The 21,037-nt window shown below is 70.7% G+C and carries 18 protein-coding genes and 2 tRNA genes; 15 read left to right on the forward strand and 5 right to left on the reverse strand.

Annotated features, from left to right (window positions below; all coding sequences use genetic code 11):
• Window positions 1-24: 24 nt before the first annotated feature.
• Window positions 25-1,440, reverse strand: a complete 1,416-nt coding sequence (locus Sdagh_RS29535; protein ID WP_189412648.1) for an amino acid permease — start codon at window positions 1,438-1,440, stop codon at window positions 25-27.
• Between the two features lie 154 nt (window positions 1,441-1,594).
• Between Sdagh_RS29535 and Sdagh_RS29540 the strand changes: the two genes are divergently transcribed.
• Both Sdagh_RS29540 and Sdagh_RS29545 read left to right on the forward strand, forming a co-directional pair.
• Entirely contained in the window at window positions 1,595-2,080 is a 486-nt protein-coding gene (locus Sdagh_RS29540; RefSeq protein ID WP_189412649.1) for a ribose-5-phosphate isomerase, read from the forward strand.
• Between the two features lie 71 nt (window positions 2,081-2,151).
• Window positions 2,152-2,961 carry an Fpg/Nei family DNA glycosylase gene (locus Sdagh_RS29545; protein ID WP_189412650.1) on the forward strand — a complete coding sequence of 270 codons (810 nt, stop codon included), beginning with the start codon at window positions 2,152-2,154 and terminating at the stop codon, window positions 2,959-2,961.
• A gap of 22 nt (window positions 2,962-2,983) precedes the next feature.
• Here the strand turns inward: Sdagh_RS29545 and Sdagh_RS29550 are convergent, their stop codons facing one another.
• Entirely contained in the window at window positions 2,984-4,255 is a 1,272-nt protein-coding gene (locus Sdagh_RS29550; RefSeq protein WP_189412652.1) for a GNAT family N-acetyltransferase, read from the reverse strand.
• Between the two features lie 163 nt (window positions 4,256-4,418).
• On the opposite strand from Sdagh_RS29550, the gene Sdagh_RS29555 reads away from it, so the two are divergent.
• Complete coding sequence (locus tag Sdagh_RS29555; RefSeq protein WP_189412654.1) at window positions 4,419-5,609, forward strand: PP2C family protein-serine/threonine phosphatase; 1,191 nt, start codon at window positions 4,419-4,421, stop codon at window positions 5,607-5,609.
• Window positions 5,610-5,635: 26 nt separating this feature from the next.
• Window positions 5,636-6,103 (forward strand): HD domain-containing protein, encoded by a 468-nt coding sequence (locus Sdagh_RS29560; protein WP_190007760.1) that lies wholly within the window; start codon window positions 5,636-5,638, stop codon window positions 6,101-6,103.
• 33 nt (window positions 6,104-6,136) lie between these two features.
• Here the strand turns inward: Sdagh_RS29560 and Sdagh_RS29565 are convergent, their stop codons facing one another.
• Window positions 6,137-7,327 (reverse strand): acyltransferase family protein, encoded by a 1,191-nt coding sequence (locus tag Sdagh_RS29565; RefSeq protein WP_189412659.1) that lies wholly within the window; start codon window positions 7,325-7,327, stop codon window positions 6,137-6,139.
• Window positions 7,328-7,825: 498 nt separating this feature from the next.
• Here Sdagh_RS29565 and Sdagh_RS29570 point away from each other — a divergent pair, with 498 nt between their 5' ends.
• Complete coding sequence (locus Sdagh_RS29570) at window positions 7,826-8,020, forward strand: hypothetical protein (RefSeq protein ID WP_189412661.1); 195 nt, start codon at window positions 7,826-7,828, stop codon at window positions 8,018-8,020.
• Between the two features lie 46 nt (window positions 8,021-8,066).
• On the opposite strand, the gene Sdagh_RS29575 is transcribed toward Sdagh_RS29570, so the two are convergent.
• Window positions 8,067-8,140 (reverse strand) — tRNA-Gly (locus Sdagh_RS29575).
• Window positions 8,141-8,303: 163 nt separating this feature from the next.
• Between Sdagh_RS29575 and Sdagh_RS29580 the strand changes: the two genes are divergently transcribed.
• The 5 genes from Sdagh_RS29580 to clpX all read left to right on the forward strand — a co-directional run bounded on the left by Sdagh_RS29580 (window position 8,304) and on the right by clpX (window position 13,124).
• Window positions 8,304-8,380: transfer RNA gene (locus tag Sdagh_RS29580), tRNA-Pro, on the forward strand.
• Window positions 8,381-8,596: 216 nt separating this feature from the next.
• Window positions 8,597-9,973 (forward strand): trigger factor, encoded by a 1,377-nt coding sequence (gene tig, locus Sdagh_RS29585; RefSeq protein WP_189412663.1) that lies wholly within the window; start codon window positions 8,597-8,599, stop codon window positions 9,971-9,973.
• A gap of 332 nt (window positions 9,974-10,305) precedes the next feature.
• On the forward strand, window positions 10,306-10,911 hold the full coding sequence (locus Sdagh_RS29590; RefSeq protein ID WP_051858342.1) for an ATP-dependent Clp protease proteolytic subunit: 606 nt from the start codon (window positions 10,306-10,308) through the stop codon (window positions 10,909-10,911).
• Window positions 10,912-10,961: 50 nt separating this feature from the next.
• Window positions 10,962-11,642, forward strand: a complete 681-nt coding sequence (locus tag Sdagh_RS29595) for an ATP-dependent Clp protease proteolytic subunit (RefSeq protein ID WP_308288771.1) — start codon at window positions 10,962-10,964, stop codon at window positions 11,640-11,642.
• 195 nt (window positions 11,643-11,837) lie between these two features.
• Complete coding sequence (gene clpX, locus Sdagh_RS29600) at window positions 11,838-13,124, forward strand: ATP-dependent Clp protease ATP-binding subunit ClpX (protein WP_189412665.1); 1,287 nt, start codon at window positions 11,838-11,840, stop codon at window positions 13,122-13,124.
• Window positions 13,125-13,202: 78 nt separating this feature from the next.
• Here the strand turns inward: clpX and Sdagh_RS29605 are convergent, their stop codons facing one another.
• Entirely contained in the window at window positions 13,203-14,318 is a 1,116-nt protein-coding gene (locus Sdagh_RS29605; RefSeq protein ID WP_190077232.1) for a hypothetical protein, read from the reverse strand.
• Between the two features lie 136 nt (window positions 14,319-14,454).
• Here Sdagh_RS29605 and Sdagh_RS29610 point away from each other — a divergent pair, with 136 nt between their 5' ends.
• The 5 genes from Sdagh_RS29610 (at window position 14,455) to Sdagh_RS29630 (ending at window position 20,941) form a co-directional block, all read left to right on the forward strand.
• Window positions 14,455-17,079 (forward strand): valine--tRNA ligase, encoded by a 2,625-nt coding sequence (locus Sdagh_RS29610; protein WP_189412674.1) that lies wholly within the window; start codon window positions 14,455-14,457, stop codon window positions 17,077-17,079.
• 162 nt (window positions 17,080-17,241) lie between these two features.
• Window positions 17,242-18,756 (forward strand): bifunctional tetrahydrofolate synthase/dihydrofolate synthase, encoded by a 1,515-nt coding sequence (folC, locus tag Sdagh_RS29615; protein WP_190007769.1) that lies wholly within the window; start codon window positions 17,242-17,244, stop codon window positions 18,754-18,756.
• A 6-nt stretch (window positions 18,757-18,762) separates the two neighbouring features.
• Complete coding sequence (locus tag Sdagh_RS29620; RefSeq protein ID WP_189412678.1) at window positions 18,763-19,104, forward strand: DUF4233 domain-containing protein; 342 nt, start codon at window positions 18,763-18,765, stop codon at window positions 19,102-19,104.
• Between the two features lie 105 nt (window positions 19,105-19,209).
• Window positions 19,210-19,623 (forward strand): nucleoside-diphosphate kinase, encoded by a 414-nt coding sequence (gene ndk / locus Sdagh_RS29625; RefSeq protein WP_189412680.1) that lies wholly within the window; start codon window positions 19,210-19,212, stop codon window positions 19,621-19,623.
• 298 nt (window positions 19,624-19,921) lie between these two features.
• A complete protein-coding gene (locus Sdagh_RS29630; RefSeq protein WP_030569938.1) occupies window positions 19,922-20,941 on the forward strand; it encodes a rod shape-determining protein in 1,020 nt (339 codons plus the stop codon).
• The last annotated feature ends 96 nt before the right edge of the window (window positions 20,942-21,037 follow it).

The raw sequence follows: 21,037 nt of genomic DNA on the forward strand, positions 1-21,037 counted from the left end.
CCTTCCGTCACCCCCAGGGGTCCGTCAGGACGGGCTCCGCTCCTCCGCGGCGCGCCCCGCGACCCGCTCCCGGACCAGCGCCACGACCAGCACGACCGCCGCCACCAGCAGCGACAGCAGCATCGTCGTACGCCCGTCGTGCTCGGTGTCGGTCAGCATGTACCCGAGGATGAAGACGATCAGCGCCGCCGTCGCCCAGGTCAGGTACGGGTACAGCCACATCCGCACCACCAGCTTCTCGGGCGCCTCCGCCTCGATGATCCGCCGCATCCGCAGCTGCGAGAAGCAGATCACCAGCCAGACGAACAGGGCGACCGCGCCGGAGGAGTTGACGAGGAAGAGGAAGACCGAGTCGGGCCACTCGTAGTTGAAGAAGACGGCGAGGAAGCCGAACGCCACCGACGTGAGGATCGCCGTACGCGGCACCCCGCGCCCGGTCGTCCGCGCGAACGCCGCCGGCGCGTCCCCGCGCTCCCCGAGCGAGAAGGCCATCCGGGAGGCCGTGTACAGACCGGAGTTGAGGCAGGACAGCACCGACGTCAGCACGACGACGTTCATGATCTGCCCGGCGTGCGCGATGCCCAGGGAGTCCAGCGCGGCCACGTACGACCCGTCCTCGGTGATGGCCTCGCTGTCCCAGGGCAGCAGACAGACCACGACGAAGATCGAGCCGAGGTAGAAGACGGCGATCCGCCAGATCACGCTGTTGGTCGACTTGGTCACCGCCCGCCGCGGGTCCTCCGACTCGCCCGCCGCCAGCGTCGCGATCTCACTGCCCATGAAGGAGAAGACGACCAGCAGGACGCCGGTGAGGACCGCGCCGGGCCCGTTCGGCAGGAAACCGCCGTGCTCCGTCAGGTTGGCCAGCCCCGCCTGCCCGGTGTCGGCGCCCGGCAGCACCCCGAAGACGGCGAGCAGCCCGACGACGACGAACACGCCGATCGCGACGACCTTGATCCCGGCGAACCAGAACTCGAACTCCCCGTAGGAACCGACCGAGACGAGGTTCGTCGCGGTCAGCACCAGCATGACGATCAGCGCCCATCCCCACTGGGGCACGGCCGGTACCCATCCTTCGAGGATCGTCGCGCCGGCGGTCGCCTCCACCGCCAGCACCACGACCCAGAAGAACCAGTACAGCCAGCCGATCGTGAACCCGGCCCAGCGTCCCAGCGCCCGGTCGGCGTGCGCGGAGAACGACCCCGACGCCGGGTCGGCCGCGGACATCTCGCCCAGCATCCGCATCACCAGCACGACGAGCGTGCCGACGAGCGCGTACGACAGCAGGATGCCGGGACCGGTGGTGGCGATGCCGGTGCCGGACCCCACGAACAGGCCGGCCCCGATGACACCGCCGATGGCGATCATCGAGAGGTGACGGTTCTTGAGACCGGGCTTCAGCCCGGCGTCGGACGTGCCGACAGTGTGCTGTGTGCTCATGGTCGGATCAGTGAAACCGAGGCCAACGCATTCGTGAACCTTTGATTCCGATACGTTATGCAAAGATTTCCTGTTGCTTCCGTGGCACCCCTCCCCTTTTCCGGACATGCCACCCGAGGCCGCCCTTCCGGGCCGCGCGTGTCACACTCGACCCATGCGCGTGTATCTCGGCTCCGACCATGCGGGCTACGAACTCAAGAACCACCTCGTCGAGTGGCTGAAGGCCGCGGGCCACGAGCCCGTCGACTGCGGCCCCCACATCTACGACGCCCAGGACGACTACCCGCCCTTCTGCCTGCGCGCCGCCGAGCGGACCGCCGCCGACCCCGGCGCCCTCGGCGTCGTCATCGGCGGCAGCGGCAACGGCGAGCAGATCGCCGCCAACAAGGTCAAGGGCGTCCGCGCCGCACTGGCCTGGAGCGAGGAGACCGCCGCCCTCGGCCGGCAGCACAACGACGCCAACGTCGTCGCGGTCGGCGCGCGCATGCACAGCCAGGAGGAGGCGACGAAGTTCGTCGAGATCTTCCTCGGCACCCCCTTCTCCGGTGACGAGCGCCACATCCGCCGGATCGACATGCTCGCCGCGTACGAGACCACCGGCGACCTCCCGCCGATCCCCGCCCACCACCCGCAGCAGTAGCCGCCGCGGTCCCGCCCGACGACGGACGGCCGGGCGGGACGTCCACCCCGACCAGGTAAGGAAGCCGCCAGGTGCCAGAAGGGCACACCATCCACCGGCTCGCGCGGGACTACGCCGCCGCCTTCGCCGGCCGCCCGGCCCGGGTCACCAGCCCCCAGGGAAAGTTCTCCGACGCCGCCGCCCTGCTCGACGGCGCCGAGCTGACCGGCACCGAGGCGCACGGCAAGCACCTCTTCCTCGCCTTCCGCGACAGCGACTGGGTCCACATCCACCTCGGCCTCTTCGGCAAGGTCGCCTTCGGCCCGGCCCCCGCGCCCCCGCCCACCGACACCGTCCGGCTGCGCCTGCTCAACGACACCGCCTACGTCGATCTGCGCGGCCCCACCGCCTGCGCCCTGATCACCCCGGACGAGAAGCGCGCGGTACACGACCGCCTCGGCCCCGACCCGCTCCGCGACGACGCCGACCCGGCCGCCGCCTGGGCCCGGATCTCCCGCAGCCGCAGCACGATCGCCGCCCTGCTCATGGACCAGAAGGTCATCGCCGGCGTCGGCAACGTCTACCGCGCCGAGGTCCTCTTCCGGCACGGCATCGACCCCTACCGCGCCGGCCGCGACCTCACCCCCGCCGAATGGGACGCGCTCTGGACCGACCTGGTCGCCCTGATGCGCGAGGGCGTGCGCCACAACCGCATCGACACCGTCCGCCCCGAGCACACCCCCGAGGCCATGGGCCGCCCGCCCCGCGTCGACGACCACGGCGGCGAGGTCTACGTCTACCGCCGGGCCAACCTGCCCTGCCATCTGTGCGGCGGCGAGATCCGCACCGCCGAGCTCGCCGCCCGCAACCTCTTCTGGTGCCCCACCTGCCAGCGCGCCTGACCCGCTCTCCGCAGGCCCCGCCTCAGAACCCGTGCGGCAGCCAGGGCGCCACGTCGGAGGAGAACGCCAGGGACGCCTCCGCCAGCGCCCCCGGCCGCAGCTCCCGGACCCGGCCCGCCGCGCCCAGCGCGGTCAGCGGCACCCCGCCCAGATAGGCCGCGCCCAGCTCCCGCACCGACAGGGCGAGATCCGGCTCCTCCGACGTCCGGGCGCAGGACGCGCCCTTCTCGTCACCGGACAGCCGCCAGCGCCCCGCGTTCCACGGACAGAAGGCGTCCTCGACCTCCAGGACCACGTCCACCGGCGTCCGGTACGTCCGCGCCCGGAGCGCCGCCTCCACGTCCACCAGCCGTATGTACAGCATGTCCCGCAGCCGGAGCAGGCACCGCCGGATGTCGGAGACCTGGTACTGCCACGCCTCGTCGGCCGGCCGGTTCCGCACGGTCAGCCGGTTCGTCAGGTCGATGTCGAACAGGAACCGCCACAGCGCCGCCCGGGTCGCCGGATCGAGCCCCTCCAGGTCCTGGAGGACCACCGTCCCCTCGGCCCCGCCCTCGCCCCACCCCGGCTTCACCCGGAACCGCGCGTACCCGGTGACCTCCCCGGCCCGGCCCCCGCCGTCCCCGCCCCGCGACGCGACCACGCACTGCAGCGCCGACGCCCCGTCCCGGCCGCTCTCCGGGTCCAGCAGCCCCAGCCGCTCCCAGCCCGGCCGCCGGGCCAGCATCCCCGGCCGCCCGGGAACCAGCCGGGCGTACACCGCCTCGCACGCGTCGAGCACGTCCGCCGGCGCCGCGTACCGCAGCCGTACGTCATCCGTACCGGCCGGGACGGACAGCCGGACCCGCGAGGTGTCGATCTCCGCGCCGAGCTGCCAGGTCGCCGCGCCGTAGCCGAACCGGCCGTAGATCGCCGGCTCGGACGCCGTCAGCGCCGCCAGCGGCTCACCCCAGCTCCGGACGTCGTCCAGCTGCCGCCGCATCATCGACGTCAGCACCCCGCGCCGCCGGTGGGTCGCCGCGACACCGACCATCGTCACCCCGGCGGTCGGCACCTCCGCCCCGCCCGGCACGGTCATCCGGAAGCCGAACGCCCCCGCCGTCCCGACGCACTCGTCCCCCTCCCAGACCCCGAGCGAACGGTCGACCTCGGTCAGGGAGCGGTACAGCTCCCGCTCCTCGGGCGCCTCCGCCACCCCGCCGAAAGCGCGCAGCAGAGTGTCGTACCACCGGTCCCACTCCTCGCGCCGCAGCCCCCGAAGGTCGTACGCCCGCTCAGCTCCGTAAGTGCCCATGGGCCCATGCCTACCAGGGCAATGCGGGGCGAGCCAGGGAATTTCCCGCGCTCGCCCCCGCGACGGGCCGGTGTGCAGTTCACTGTGAACTCCGGCCTCGGACGGGGGACAAGTGGCACCTCCCGTGCCAAGCGCCCGCTCCGATGGATAGGGTCCCGAACTGATGGCAGCAGGACGACAGCGGCGCGCGGAAGCCGACACGTTCACGGCCCGGTTGAAGAAGCAGTGGCACCGGGCCCGCGTCGCGCTGCGCAGATCCGCCGTCGACTACTTCCGCGGCGACGGCTCCGACTGGATCGCCCTGGCCGGACTCCTGCTCACGGTCCCGGTCATCGCGGTCACCACCATGGTCAACCCGGTCTGGGTCTCCCCGGCCGCGCTGGTCCTGCCGATCGTCGCGGGCGGACTGCTGCTCCGCCCGGCCAGCCTGCTCGGGCTGTACGCGGCGGCGGCCACCGCGCTGATCGTGGAGTCGGTCCGCCTCGGCCCGTACACCGAGGGCCCCTCCCGGGTCACCCCGGGCGTGGTCCTGACCGTCGCCGCCTGCGGCTTCGTCGGCCTGCTGATCGCCCAGTTCCGCAGCCGGGTCGGCGTGCCCTGGCGGCGCGGCGGCACCATGCTCTTCGACCTGCGCGAACGCATCCGGGTCCAGAGCAAGCTGCCCCAGCTGCCCCCGGGCTGGCACCGTGAGATGGCGCTGCGCCCGGCCGGCGGCCAGTCCTTCTCCGGCGACTTCGTGGTCGCGGCCCGCACCGGCGGCGGCCGGACCCTGGAGGTCGTCCTCACCGACGTCTCCGGCAAGGGCATGGACGCCGGCTCCCGCGCCCTGCTGCTCTCCGGCGCCTTCGGCGGCCTGCTGGGCAGCCTTCCCCCGCACGCCTTCCTGCCCGCCGCCAACGGCTATCTGCTCCGCCAGGACTGGGACGAGGGCTTCGCCACCTCCATCCACCTCGTCCTCGACCTCGACTCCGGCGACTACGAGCTGTACACCGCCGGGCACCCGCCGGGCCTCCAGCTCAGCGCCGGCACCGGCCGCTGGGAGGAGAAGGCCGCCGAGGGCCCGCTCCTCGGCGTGTACGACGGTGCCCAGTTCGACCCGGTGAAGGGCTCGCTGCGCCCCGGTGACGTCCTGATGCTGTTCACGGACGGCCTGGTGGAGACCTCCGACCGGGACATCTCCGAGGGCCTGGACCGGCTCACCGGCGAGGCCGACCGCTATGTCGCCGGCGGCTTCCACGGCGCAGCCTGGCACCTGATCGAGGCGGTCGCCAAGGACGTCAACGACGACCGGGCGCTCCTGCTGATCTGCCGCGAGGGCCCCACCACGGCCCAGACCCTGTCCGCCGACGACTGACCGGCCTCCTGGGAGAGACTCGGGGCATGACCGACCGCCCCGCGCCCCCGGCCCGCCTCTCCCTCGCCGACGTCGAGGCCCTCGCCCGCGCCGCCCACGCCGGGCAGACCGACAAGGCGGGCCGGCCGTACGCCGAGCACCTGGCCGCCGTGGCCGAGGGTGTCCGCCGCCGCGGCGGCGACGACGAGCAGATCGCGGCGGCCTGGCTGCACGACGCCGTCGAGGACGCGGCCCTCACGCGGGCCTGGCTGCTGGACGCCCCGCTGAGCCGCCGTACCCGGGACATCGTCCTGGCGGTCACCAAGCGGCCGGGGGAGCCGCCGGAGGCGTACGCGGAGCGCGTCCTGGCCACGGACGGCGCGCCGCTGGTGAAGGAGGCCGACCTGGCGCACAACGCCGATCCGGCCCGGCTCGCGCTCCTGGACGAGGCGACCCGTACGAGACTGGCCGAGAAGTACACGCGGATGCGGGCGCTTCTCGGCCTCCCGGAGTGACTTCCCGGCCTCGCGGAGTGGGCGGGACGCCCGTCAGACGGCGGCCTTCGCCCGGTCGCCGTCCGGCGTCCGGTCCGAGCCGCCCCGGGCGCGTTCCCGGGCCGACTCCGCGGCGTCCGGCCGGAACGCCCACGCCATCCGCGGCTCCATCACGCACCGGAAGACGCGCCGCACCGGCGCGGTGCACAGCAGCGTGACGACGGCCGCCGCCACCACGGTCACGGCCAGCTCGCCGAGCGGCGTGCGCTGCCAGTCGTGGTCGAACCAGCCGCCGTACTCACCGCCCTTGATCAGGAAGCCGTGCAGCAGGTAGCCGTAGAGCGTCCCCGCACCGAGCGCCGTGCACCACAGGCGACGGCCCGGCACCCAGGAGAAGAAGCAGGCGGTCAGCAGCAGCGAGCAGCCGAACAGCGCCAGCATCATCACCGGTCCGGTCCACCAGGGCGCGCCCATCTCCTGGGCGGCGTCACGGTGGTAGAACCAGCCGGTCTGCATCCGCGGCGAGGCCCACCAGCCGACCACCAGCGCCGCCGCGACCACCGGCACTGAGGCGATCCGCACCGACCGGCGGCGCACCAGACGGAAGTGCTCGGCCTTCATGGACAGGCCCAGCACGAAGAACGGCAGGAACTGAAGGACCCGCTGGAAGTCCAGGTCGTTGCCGATCTGCGGGGAGACGGACGCCAGCATGGAGATGACCAGCGCGACCGGCAGCGGGTACCGGATCAGCTTCCAGATCGGCGTGGTCAGCCGCCAGACGAAGAGCGCGGCCAGGAACCACGTCAGGTACCAGGGGTCGAGGAGGCTGATCGCGTGGTCCTCGTCCCCGCCGACGTAGCGGTCGAAGAGCGAGTACAGCGTCTCGAAGACGACGTACGGCACGACGACACCGGTCAGCAGCCGCCGCAGCCGGTCGGGACGCAGGTCGAACGAGCGGGAGAAGTAGCCGGAGATGATGATGAACGCCGGCATGTGGAACGTGTACACGACCGTGTACATGCTCTCCAGGATGCGGCTGTCGCCTTTGATCGGCTCCCATGCGTGGCCCATGGCCACCAGTACGATCGCCAGGTACTTGGCATTGTCGAAGAACGCGTCGCGCTGTGTGCCGGGCCGCCGGCCGGACGGCGCGGGCCGCGGACTCGGCACTCCCGGGGCCGGTGACTCCGCGGGAGGGAGCGGCGCCCTGCGGTTGCCGTGCGGGGACGAGGCAGCGTGGAACATTTGAGGCACCCTAGCGTCGCCCGTGGGAATCCGTAAAACCCCCGGTGCCCTTGCTGTGTACGGGACGTCACAAGGCCATGAACACCGAACGACCCCCGTGCCGGGGAGTGTCGGTGACGTCCGTGTTTTCGCCGCCCTTGTCGTGATTCATCGGTACCAAAAGGACGTAAGAACGGCGCGCTACGGCCCCCTTGGTGTGTCCGCCGCAACAATTCGCCCGGCCCGCGAACGCGTTGTGGCGACCCCGGGAAGACCCCGGGAAGGCCCCGAGAAGACCCTGGGGGGACCTCGGGAGAGGCCGGGAGGAAAACGCGGAGACGCCTTCGTCCGGGACGCCGGAGAGCGCACGCCGCCCGGTGTGCCGGTGAGGTTCGGGCCAGACGATGCGTCACGTGCCGCATGAGACGGCCTGGTTGGTGGCACGATGGTTCCTGGCGGGGGTGCGCGCGTCGGCGCCCCCGGGCCGGGAGAGCGGACCGACCTAGGGTGTGATCAGTTGTGGCCATTTCACTGTCTGTGGTGCTGCTGTTGGCGATCATCCTGGTGGTGCTCGTACGAGGAGGGAACCTCAAGGCCGGCCCCGCCGTCGTCGCGGTGCTCTTCGGCTTCTTCCTCGCGTCCACCGGCATGGCCCCGTCGATCAACCGCTTTATGAACTCGATAGCGGAGACGATCAACTCGATCAGCTTCTGACAACGCCCAGGGGCCCGGTTCCGCGGAACCGGGCCCCTGGGCCGTATGGAGCGGGCGACGGGAATCGAACCCGCGTAGCCAGTTTGGAAGACTGGGGCTCTACCATTGAGCTACGCCCGCACAGCGCGCGCCGCGAGTCGGTGACCGCGGCACTGAAGGCATCGTAGCGGGTCGTCCCCCCTCCCCGCACACCCCGTCACCGCCCCCGCCGGACCTTCACGGCCGCCCGGTGAATACGACGGACCGCGGGGCCGTCGGCATGTACCCTACGGATCGCACCAGACGGGGTGTGGCGCAGCTTGGTAGCGCGTCCGCTTTGGGAGCGGAAGGCCGTGGGTTCAAATCCCGCCACCCCGACCACCGATCACCGGCCTCCCGGGGCCGCCGGCCACCGGTCTCCGGCCACCCGGCCGATCACCTGGCTCGATCGCCTTTTGGGCCGTGTACCCGCTGCCGTTACTATGCAAGCTGCACGCCCGTGTGTCTCATCCTGTGCAGTCTCCCGGGCGGCGAACATCGGCCGGGCCGCTCTGGCTCCGGCAGAACCCAAGAAGTCAGCCACAAGGAGACCGAACCGTGAAGAGCGCCGTGGAGACCCTGAACCCGACTCGGGTTCGGCTCACTGTCGAGGTGCCCTTCGAGGAGCTCAAGGACAGCCTCGACGCGGCGTACAAGAAGATCAACCAGCAGGTCACGGTGAAGGGCTTCCGCAAGGGCAAGATCCCGGCCCGCGTCATCGACCAGCGGTTCGGCCGCGGTGCGGTGCTGGAGGAGGCCGTCAACGACGCCCTTCCGAAGTTCTACACCGAGGCGGTCACCGAGGCCGAGGTGGACCCGCTGGGCCAGCCCGAGGTCGACATCACGGAGCTGAAGGACGGCGAGACGCTGAACTTCACCGCCGAGGTCGACGTCCGCCCGACCATCGAGATCCCGGACTTCTCCGGCATCGAGGTCGAGGTCGACCCGATCGAGGTCACCGACGAGGACGTCGAGAAGTCGGTCGAGCAGCTCCGTGAGCGCTTCGCCTCCACCTCCCCGGTGGAGCGCGCCGCCCAGGACGGCGACGTCGTCACCATCGACCTGGAGGCCAAGGTCGACGGCGAGGTCCTGGAGGACGGCGTCGCCGACGGCGTCTCGTACACCATCGGCTCCGGCGAGCTGCTCGACGGCATCGACGAGGCCGTCAAGGGCCTGGAGGCCGGTGGCGAGGCCACCTTCACCTCCGAGCTGAAGGGCGGCTCGGCGGCCGGCAAGGAGGCCGAGGTCACCGTCAAGGTCACCCAGGTCGCCCAGCGCGAGCTGCCCGAGCTGGACGACGACTTCGCCCAGCTCGCGTCCGAGTTCGACACCCTGGACGAGCTGAAGGCCGACAGCCGCAAGCGCCTGGAGAACATGAAGCAGTACGACCAGGCCACCCAGGCCCAGGAGCGGGTCCTGGACGCGCTGCTCGGTCTCGTGGAGGTGCCCGTCCCCGAGAAGCTCCTCGAGGACGAGATCAACACCCGCAAGCACAACCTGGAGCACCACCAGCTCGGCCAGATGGGCCTCGACCTCGAGAAGTACCTGGAGATCCAGGGCAAGACCGCCGAGGAGTTCGAGACCGAGACCCGCGAGGCCGCGGTCAAGGGCATCAAGACCCAGTTCGTCCTGGACGAGCTGGTCAAGCGGGAGCAGCTCAACGTCAACCAGGAGGAGCTCACCGAGCACCTCATGCGGCGCGCGGCCTCCTCCGGCATGTCCCCCGACCAGTTCGCCCAGGCCGTCGTCGAGCAGGGCCAGGTCCCGCTGCTCGTCGGCGAGGTCGCCCGCGGCAAGGCCCTGGCCGTCGTGGTCGAGAAGGCCACGGTCAAGGACACCAACGGCGAGATCGTCGACCTGAGCGACGACGAGGACGAGGAGACGGAGGCCGCCACCGACGCCGCCGACGCCGCCGAGGAGAAGACCGAGGGCTGACCCTCGGCACCGGCACCTCGCAGGTCGCAGGGAGGGCCCTGGGGATCACCCCGGGGCCCTCTCGCCGTCCGGCAGGGCGGCGCCCCCCGGAGGGCGCGGGGAACCGCGCGAGCGACCACGACGCGCCCGCGGCGGCCGACGCGCCGCGGGAACCCCCTGCGCTACGCCCCCGGCGAACACCCCACTTCGCGGGATTCCCGGGAGGGACCCGCGCGTTAGGGTCCATGAATACGAGGGCAGTGGAGTCCCCGAATACGGCTCCAGCCCCGCAGGGAAACGTGAGACGGCCCGGCGCCGTCGTAAGACGAGCAGGTGGATACGTGACGAATCTGATGCCCTCAGCCGCCGGCGAGCCCTCCATCGGTGGTGGCCTCGGCGACCAGGTCTACAACCGGCTGCTCGGCGAGCGGATCATCTTCCTCGGCCAGCCGGTCGACGACGACATCGCGAACAAGATCACCGCACAGCTGCTGCTCCTTGCCGCCGACCCGGACAAGGACATCTACCTCTACATCAACAGCCCGGGCGGTTCGATCACGGCCGGTATGGCGATCTACGACACCATGCAGTTCATCAAGAACGACGTGGTGACCATCGCCATGGGCCTCGCGGCCTCGATGGGCCAGTTCCTGCTCAGCGCGGGCACGCCCGGCAAGCGCTTCGCGCTGCCGAACGCCGAGATCCTGATCCACCAGCCCTCCGCCGGCCTGGCCGGCTCCGCCTCGGACATCAAGATCCACGCCGAGCGGCTGCTGCACACCAAGAAGCGCATGGCCGAGCTGACCGCTCAGCACACCGGCCAGACGGTCGAGCAGATCACCCGCGACTCGGACCGGGACCGCTGGTTCGACGCCTTCGAGGCCAAGGAGTACGGCCTCATCGACGACGTCATCCCCACGGCCGCGGGCATGCCGGGCGGCGGCGGCACGGGCGCCTGAGCCCCTTCCCGCCCCTAGCCGACCGCCTCAGCCCCCTTCCAGGAGACACTGTGAACGACATCCCCGGCAGCGGCCTGTACGACCGCACCCGTGCCGAGTACACCGGCCCCACGGCCGAGTCCCGCTACGTCATCCCGCGCTTCGTCGAGCGCACCTCGCAGGGCGTGCGCGAGTACGACCCGTACGCGAAGCTCTTCGAGGAGCGCGTGATCTTCCTCGGTGTGCAGATCGACGACGCCTCCGCCAACGACGTCATGGCGCAGCTGCTGTGCCTGGAGTCGATGGACCCCGACCGGGACATCTCGATCTACATCAACAGCCCCGGCGGCTCCTTCACGGCGCTCACGGCCATCTACGACACGATGCAGTACGTGAAGCCGGACATCCAGACGGTCTGCATGGGCCAGGCGGCCTCCGCCGCGGCCGTCCTGCTCGCCGCCGGCACCCCCGGCAAGCGCATGGCGCTGCCCAACGCCCGTGTGCTGATCCACCAGCCCTACAGCGAGACCGGCCGCGGCCAGGTCTCCGACCTGGAGATCGCCGCCAACGAGATCCTGCGGATGCGTACGCAGCTGGAGGAGATGCTGGCCAAGCACTCCACCCAGGAGATCGACAAGATCCGCGAGGACATCGAGCGCGACAAGATCCTCACGGCCGAGGACGCGCTCTCCTACGGTCTGATCGACCAGATCATCACCACCCGGAAGATGGACAACTCCTCGCTCCGCTGAGACGAGCTGAGGCGAGAGGCTGTATCGTCTGCCGCCCCTTGGCACGGTTTGGCCCGGTTCACGTCAAAGCGAACCGTGCCAAGGGGGGCCCGGACGGGGGTCCAGGCAAGGTACCGTCGACATAAGGCAGCACCAGGAGTCCACTGGACGTCTCGACGTCGTCCAGGCGTCTCCCAGGCGAAGGGGAAGCACACCGTGGCACGCATCGGTGACGGCGGCGATCTGCTCAAGTGCTCGTTCTGCGGCAAGAGCCAGAAGCAGGTCAAGAAGCTCATCGCAGGGCCCGGTGTGTACATCTGCGACGAGTGCATCGACCTCTGCAACGAGATCATCGAGGAGGAGCTCGCCGAGACCAGCGAGGTCCGCTGGGAGGAGCTCCCGAAGCCCCGCGAGATCTACGAGTTCCTGGAGGGCTACGTGGTCGGCCAGGAGGCCGCCAAGAAGGCCCTCTCGGTCGCGGTGTACAACCACTACAAGCGGGTCCAGGCGGGGGAGAACGGCGGCGCCCAGAGCCGCGACGACGCCATCGAGCTGGCGAAGTCGAACATCCTCCTGCTGGGCCCCACCGGTTCCGGCAAGACCCTCCTCGCCCAGACCCTCGCGCGCATGCTGAACGTGCCGTTCGCGATCGCCGACGCCACCGCGCTCACCGAGGCGGGCTACGTCGGCGAGGACGTCGAGAACATCCTGCTCAAGCTGATCCAGGCCGCCGACTACGACGTCAAGAAGGCCGAGACCGGCATCATCTACATCGACGAGATCGACAAGGTCGCCCGCAAGAGCGAGAACCCGTCGATCACGCGCGACGTCAGCGGCGAGGGCGTCCAGCAGGCCCTGCTGAAGATCCTGGAGGGCACGACGGCCTCGGTGCCGCCGCAGGGGGGCCGCAAACACCCCCACCAGGAGTTCATCCAGATCGACACGACGAACGTGCTGTTCATCGTGGGCGGTGCCTTCGCGGGCCTGGAGAAGATCATCGAGGCCCGGGCCGGCGCCAAGGGCATCGGCTTCGGCGCGCAGATCCGCTCCAAGCGGGAGCGCGAGTCCCAGGACCACTTCCAGGAGGTCATGCCGGAGGACCTGGTCAAGTTCGGCATGATCCCCGAGTTCATCGGCCGGCTGCCGGTGCTCACCTCCGTGCACAACCTCGACCGTGAGGCCCTGCTCCAGATCCTCGTCGAGCCGCGCAACGCGCTGGTGAAGCAGTACCAGCGCCTGTTCGAACTCGACGGCGTGGAACTGGACTTCGAGCGCGAGGCGCTGGAGGCCATCGCCGACCAGGCGATCCTGCGCCAGACCGGCGCGCGCGGCCTGCGCGCCATCATGGAGGAGGTCCTCCAGGGCGTGATGTACGAGGTGCCGTCCCGCAAGGACGTCGCCCGGGTCGTCATCACCGCCGACGTGGTCCTCTCCAACGTCAACCCGACGCTGATCCCGCGGGACTCGCGAGGCCGCGGGCCCGGCGAGCAGAAGACGGCGTAGCACTCTGCGGAAGGGGCCCCGGTCGGCACACGACCGGGGCCCCTTCCGCTTGCGTACGGGTGATGCCTCGCGTACGGGCTATGCCTCGACGCGGATCTCCGCGCGCAGCTTCTTGGTGATGTCCACGGCCTTGTCCCTGGTCATGTCGGCCTCGACCTCGCCCGGCGACACCATCGCGATGGTGCTGTGGTCCGCCCAGGCGCAGAACCAGTCGGTCTTCTCCTTCTTGCTGACCGGGTTGGTGCCGGTGGCCTGCTGGCACTTCATGACGGCACCGTCGAGGTCGACGTCCTCGGGCTCGCCGACGAGTCGGGCCGTCGTGGTGCCGCTGCCGGAGGAGCCTTCGGCGGCCGACTTCTCCGCCTGCGAGAAGAAGGTGTCCAGGGCGCCCTCGGGGTCCGCGATCTCCCCGTACGCCCCGGCGAACGTGACCGTCGAGAAGTCGGTCGGCATCGAGTCGGGGTCGGTCGGGTCGTAGTCGTCCATGTTCATGGTGGTGTACACGCCGACCACGGAGGTGCCGTTCTCGACGCCGCTCCTCTCCAGCTCGTTCGCCGAGCCGGAGCTGCCGGCGCCGCTGTCGGACATCAGCCGGTACTCGCCGCCCAGCACGGTCTTGGGCGTCGCCAGCTTGTGCGCGCCGTCGTCCTCCACCGAGCCGGAGCCGCCGCCCGCGCCGAGGACGAGGTAGGCGCCCACACCGAGCGCGGCGACCACCGCGACCGCGCCGATGATCAGACCGGCCTTCTTCCTGCCGCCGCCGGCGGGGGGCGGGGGCAGGGGCATCCCGTAGGGGGCCTGCCCGTACGGCGGCTGCTGGCCGTACGGGGGCTGGCCGTACCCGGGCTGCTGGCCGTACGCCGGCGGCTGCTGGCCGTACGGGGGCTGGCCGTACCCGGGCTGCTGGCCGTACGCCGGCGGCTGCTGCCCGTAGGGGGCCTGCTGGCCGTAGGGGGCCTGCTGGCCGTACTGCTGCTGCGGGTAGCCGTAACCGGGCTGGGGCGGGCCGGGCGGGGTCTGCGGGGCGGCCGGCGGCGGGGTCTGCGGAGGGGTGCCCGGCTGCTGCGGGTAGCCGTGACCGGGCTGCGGTGCCTGGGGCGGCTGCGGCGGACCGCCGTACGGCCCCGGCTGCTGCCCGTACGGGCCGGGCTGCTGGGGCTGTCCGCCGTACGGGCCCGGCTGGTTCTGACTCATCTCTGGGTTCCCCTCCAGATGCTTACGCGTTCCCGACATCCTGGCCCAGCGGCCGCCCGCCCAGGCCATCGGGGGCCGCACCGTTACAAACCAAACGCGTTTCGGGACACGGCCGCGACACCTCTAAACTGGCCCGGTGACCGAGAACACTCAGCAGCCGCACGCAGCGCCCACGACCGATCTGCCGACCCAGTACACGCCGGCCGACGTAGAGGGGAAGCTGTACGAGCGCTGGGTGGAACGGGGTTACTTCACCGCCGACGCGACCAGCGACAAGCCCCCGTACACCATCGTCATCCCGCCGCCGAACGTCACCGGTTCGCTCCACCTGGGCCACGCCTTCCAGCACACGCTGATGGACGCCCTCACCCGCCGCAAGCGGATGCAGGGCTTCGAGGCGCTCTGGCTGCCCGGCATGGACCACGCCGGCATCGCCACCCAGAACAAGGTCGAGCAGCAGCTCGCCGAGGAGGGCAAGTCCCGGCACGACCTCGGCCGCGAGGAGTTCGTCCGGCGGGTGTGGCAGTGGAAGGAGGAGTACGGCGGCAGGATCCTCGGCCAGATGCGCCGCCTCGGTGACGGCGTCGACTGGTCCCGCGAGCGCTTCACCATGGACGAGGGCCTCTCCAAGGCCGTCGGCACCATCTTCAAGCGCCTCTACGACGACGGGCTGATCTACCGCGCCGAGCGCATCATCAACTGGTGCCCGCGCTGTCTGACCGCCATCTCCGACATCGAGGTCAACTACCAGGAGGACGACGGCGAGCTGGTCTCCATCCGGTACGGCGAGGGCGACGAGACGCTCGTCGTCGCCACCACCCGCGCGGAGACGATGCTCGGTGACACCGCCGTCGCCGTCCACCCCGACGACGAGCGGTACCGGCACCTCGTCGGCAAGAAGATCAAGCTGCCGCTGACCGACCGGTCCATCCCGGTCGTCGCCGACGCCCACGTCGACCCCGAGTTCGGCACCGGCGCGGTCAAGGTCACCCCGGCCCACGACCCGAACGACTTCGCCATCGGTCAGCGCCACGGCCTGGAGTCGATCACCGTCATGGACGAGCGGGCCGTCATCACCGCGCACGGCCCCTTCCAGGGCCTGGACCGCTACGAGGCGCGCTCCACGATCGTCGCCGCCCTGCGCGAGCAGGGCCGGATCGTCGCCGAGAAGCGCCCGTACGTCCACTCGGTCGGCCACTGCTCGCGCTGCCAGACCACCGTGGAGCCGCGGCTGTCCCTCCAGTGGTGGGTCAAGGTCGCCCCGCTGGCGAAGGCGGCCGGCGACGCCGTCCGCGACGGCCGCGTCGCGATCCACCCCGAGGACATGTCGAAGCGCTACTTCGACTGGGTCGACAACATGCACGACTGGTGCATCTCGCGCCAGCTCTGGTGGGGCCACCGCATCCCCGTCTGGTACGGCCCGGACGGCGAGACCGTCTGCGTCGGCCCCGACGAGGAGCCGCCCACCGGCGAGGGCTGGCACCAGGAGACCGACGTCCTGGACACCTGGTTCTCCTCGGGCCTGTGGCCGTTCTCCACGCTGGGCTGGCCGGAGGAGACCCCGGACCTCGCGAAGTTCTACCCGACCGACGTCCTGCTCACCGGCCACGACATCATCTTCTTCTGGGTCGCCCGGATGATGATGTTCGGCCTGTACGCCATGGACGGCGAGGTGCCCTTCAAGACCATCGCGCTGACCGGCCTGGTCCGCGACGAGCGCGGCAAGAAGATGTCGAAGTCGTTCGGCAACGTGGTCGACCCGCTGGACTGGATGGACACCTACGGCTCCGACGCCGTCCGCTTCACCCTGGCCCGCGGCGCCAACCCCGGCACCGACGTGCCGATCGGCGAGGACTGGGTCCAGGCGTCCCGCAACTTCGCCAACAAGATCTGGAACGCCACGCGCTTCGCGCTGATGAACGGCGCCACGGTCGAGGGCCCGCTGCCGGACGCGTCCGAGCTGTCCGCCACCGACCGCTGGATCCTCTCCCGGCTGAACCGCACGGTCGCCGCCGCGGACGGGTACTACGAGGACTTCCAGTTCGCCAAGCTCTCCGACGCCCTCTACCACTTCGCGTGGGACGAGGTCTTCGACTGGTACGTCGAGCTGTCCAAGACCACCTTCCAGGCGGGCGGCGCGGCGGCCGAGGCCAGCAAGCGCGTCCTCGGCGAGGTCCTCGACGTGACGCTGCGGCTGCTGCACCCGGTCGTCCCGTTCGTCACCGAGGAGCTGTGGACCACGCTGACCGGCGGCGAGTCGGTCGTCGTCGCCCCGTGGCCGTCCGACAGCGGCTTCCGCGACGAGGCCGCCGAGCGCGAGATCGAGCTGGTCCGGTCCGTCATCACCGAGGTCCGCCGCTTCCGCGCCGACCAGGGCCTCCAGCCCGGCCAGCGGGTCCCGGCCCGCCTCACCCTGGACGGCACGGCCCTCGCCCCGCACGAGCCGGCCATCCGCCAGCTCCTGCGCCTCCAGCCCGAGGGCGACGCCTTCACGGCCACGGCGACCCTGCCGGTGGCCGGCGCCGAGGTCGCGCTCGACCTCTCGGGGACGATCGACGTCGCCGCCGAGCGCAAGCGCCTCGCCAAGGATCTCGCCGCCGCCGAGAAGGAGAAGGCCCAGGCCACCGCCAAACTCGGCAACGAGGCGTTCCTGGCCAAGGCCCCGGACCACGTGGTCGACAAGATCCGCGGCCGTCTGGCCAAGGCGGAGGAGGACATCACCCGCCTCCAGGCCCAGCTGGACCGCCTGCCGCGGGCGTGAGGAGTCCCTGTCCGGATGAGTCCCCGGTGCCTGCCGGTGCCGGGGACTCATCCGTCCCTGAAACGGGGCGCGGGCAACCGCGCGAGCAGCCACCCACCCGGCCGCACCGGCCCGTGCCCACCAGCCACCCCGTCCTCAGGGCGCACTCCGTAGACTGACGTCGTGAGCGACAATCCCGGCGAGAACGACCAGCCCGACGCAGTCGACCCCTTCGACGAGATCATCGACGCGGAGACCACCCGCGACCCCGACCTCGCCGTCATCGAGGCCGGCAGCCGCACGCTGCGCACCCAGGGCGGCCCCCCGCAGGCCGACGTGCCCACCCGACCCGAGGACCCCGAGGTCGACAAGGCCCTGCGCGAGGTCGAGGCGGAGCTGGCCACCCGCTGGGGCGAGACCAAGCTGGAGCCGTCCGTCACCCGGATCGCCGCGCTCATGGACGTCCTGGGCGAGCCGCAGCGCTCGTACCCCTCGATCCACATCACCGGCACCAACGGCAAGACCTCCACCGCCCGCATGATCGAGGCCCTGCTCGGCGCCTTCGAGCTGCGCACCGGCCGGTACACCTCGCCGCACGTGCAGTCGATCACCGAGCGGATCAGCCTGGACGGCGCCCCGATCGGCGCCGAGCGGTTCATCGAGACGTACCAGGACATCAAGCCGTACGTCGAGATGGTGGACGGGCAGCAGGAGTACCGGCTGTCCTTCTTCGAGGTGCTCACCGGCATGGCGTACGCCGCCTTCGCGGACGCGCCCGTCGACGTCGCCGTCGTCGAGGTCGGCATGGGCGGCAGCTGGGACGCCACCAACGTCATCGACGGGGACGTCGCCGTCGTCACCCCGATCGACCTCGACCACACCGACCGGCTCGGGAACACCACGGCCGAGATCGCCGGGGAGAAGTCCGGGATCATCAAGCAGGACGCCACCGTGATCCTCGCCCAGCAGCCGGTGGACGCGGCACAGGTGCTGCTGAAGAAGGCCGTGGACGTGGACGCCACCGTGGCCCGCGAGGGCCTGGAGTTCGGTGTCGTCGCCCGGCAGGTCGCCGTCGGCGGACAGCTCCTCACCCTGCGCGGCCTCGGCGGCGAGTACCCCGAGGTCTACCTCCCGCTGCACGGCCCCTACCAGGCGCACAACGCGGCGGTCGCGCTCGCCGCCGTGGAGGCGTTCTTCGGCGTCGGCGCCCAGCGGCCCGACCCGCTGGACCTCGACACCGTGCGCAAGGCGTTCGCCTCCGTCGCCTCGCCGGGCCGCCTGGAGGTCGTCCGGCGCTCCCCGACCGTCGTCCTGGACGCCGCGCACAACCCGGCCGGCGCCCGCGCCACCGCCGAGGCGGTGGGGGAGGCGTTCGACTTCAGCCGGCTGATCGGCGTGGTCGGCGCGAGCGGCGACAAGAACGTGCGGGGGGTCCTGGAGGCATTCGAGCCGATCTTCGCCGAGGTCGTCGTCACCCAGAACTCCAGCCACCGCGCGATGGACGCCGACGCGCTCGCGGCGATCGCCGTCGAGGTCTTCGGCGACGACCGCGTCCAGGTCGAGCCGCGGCTGCCGGACGCGCTGGAGGCCGCGATCACCCTGGCCGAGGAGGAGGGCGAGTTCGCCGGCGGCGGTGTGCTCGTCACCGGTTCCGTCATTACCGTCGGCGAGGCCCGACTGCTTCTGGGAAGGGGCTGACATCCCGTGCGCACCCTCTGCTCCTCGACCCTGATCGGAGAGTTCTTCGTCATCGGCTTCGCCGGGCTGGTCGCCATGAAGGACGACTCCCTCACCATGGGCACGGTGTGGACCGTCAGCGGCATCGCGATGTTCCTGTGTGTGGCGCTGTGCGGCATGGTCACCCGGCCGGGCGGCGTCGCCCTCGGCTGGGTCCTCCAGATCGCCCTGATCGCCTCCGGGCTGGTCGTGCCGATGATGTACATCCTGGGGGTCGTCTTCGCCGCCCTGTGGTGGGCGTCCGTGCACTACGGCAGGAAGATCGACGAGGCGAGAGCGAGGTTCGCGGCCCAGGCGGACGCCGCCTGACGGCCGGAGCCCACCTGTGGAGCTGACGCTGCGTGACCGGGGCCACGACACGCCCGGTAGGGTCAGTCACCACATGGCCCGTCCTCACCTTCCAAGGAGCCCGCAGTGACCCAGCGCACCCTCGTCCTCCTCAAGCCCGACGCCGTCCGTCGTGGCCTGACCGGCGAGATCATCAGCCGTATCGAGCGCAAGGCCGGCTGGCAGATCACCGCGCTGGAACTGCGCACACTGGACCAGGAGACCCTGGAGCAGCACTACGGCGAGCACCGGGGCAAGCCGTTCTACGAGCCGCTGGTCGAGTTCATGGCCTCCGGCCCGGTCGTCGCGATGGTCGTCGAGGGCGAGCGTGTCATCGAGGGCGTGCGCGCCCTCGCCGGCCCCACCGACCCGGTCGCCGCCGCGCCCGGCTCCATCCGGGGCGACTACGGTGTGATCGTCCGGGAGAACCTGATCCACGCCTCCGACTCCGAGGAGTCCGCCGAGCGCGAGCTGAAGATCTTCTTTCCCGGCCGCGCCTGACCGCCCCACGCCTTTTTCTGACGTTCCGTCAGTCGAACGCACGGTCTGACCAGGGCGGCCGCCCGAAAAGCGGTCGCCCTGTGATGTATACGTGCCGATCGGGGGAACGTTTGACTCCGTTCGCCCGTCTCCACAAGCGAGGCGGGGCGGCTTCTGCTGACAATGGCGAAGACCCTCGCGCAGTGTTCGCGAAAGCGCGTCTACCATGGAAGCCTTCACGTCACTGCACCCACCTCGCCGACCTGAAAAGCCCTCAAAAGCTCGTGGGAAGGCCAGTCGAATCCTGATGGGGAACTCAATGTCGTTCATCGGCCGTGACATGGCTGTCGACCTCGGGACCGCCAACACGCTGGTGTACGTCAGGGGTCGCGGGATCGTACTCAACGAGCCGTCCGTCGTCGCCATCAACACCAACACCGGCGGCATTCTCGCGGTCGGCGCCGAAGCGAAGAAGATGATCGGGCGCACACCCGGCAACATCGTTGCCGTCCGTCCGCTGAAGGACGGTGTGATCGCCGACTTCGAGATCACCGAGCGGATGCTCCGCTACTTCATCCTGAAGATCCACAAGCGGCGGTATCTGGCTCGTCCGCGCGTCGTCGTCTGTGTGCCCTCGGGCATCACCGGCGTCGAGCGCCGTGCCGTCATCGAGGCGTCGTCCCAGGCCGGCGCCCGCCAGGTGCACATCATCGAGGAGCCCATGGCCGCGGCCATCGGCTCCGGCCTGCCGGTCCACGAGGCCACGGGCAACATGGTGGTCGACATCGGCGGCGGCACCACGGAGGTCGCGGTCATCTCCCTCGGCGGCATCGTCACCGCCCAGTCCATCCGCGTCGCGGGCGACGAACTGGACAACGCGATCATCCAGCACATCAAGAAGGAGTACTCCCTCCTGCTGGGTGAGCGGACGGCCGAACAGATCAAGATCACGATCGGTTCGGCGTACGACCTCGACACCGACGAGCACACCGAAATCCGCGGCCGGGACCTGGTGTCCGGACTGCCCAAGACCGTCGTCGTCTCGGCCGCCGAAGTACGCAAGGCGATCGAGGAACCGGTCAACGCCATCGTCGACGCCGTCAAGACCACCCTCGACAAGTGTCCGCCGGAGCTGTCCGGCGACATCATGGACCGGGGTATCGTCCTGACCGGCGGCGGCGCCCTGCTGCGCGGGCTCGACGAGCGGCTGCGCCGGGAGACCGGAATGCCGATCCACATCGCCGAGGACCCCCTCGACAGTGTGGCGCTCGGCTCCGGCAAGTGCGTCGAGGAGTTCGAGGCGCTCCAGCAGGTCCTGGACGCCCAGCCCCGCCGGTGACGTAACGCTTCGGTTCCGCCGTACGAGACGATCTCCTCTCGTGCGGCGGATCGTTGATATAGAGACAGCAGCGGGCTCGGAAGTTCTTTCCGATGG

The organism is Streptomyces daghestanicus (genome assembly GCF_020521275.1).
Lineage (GTDB): Bacteria > Actinomycetota > Actinomycetes > Streptomycetales > Streptomycetaceae > Streptomyces > Streptomyces griseoviridis.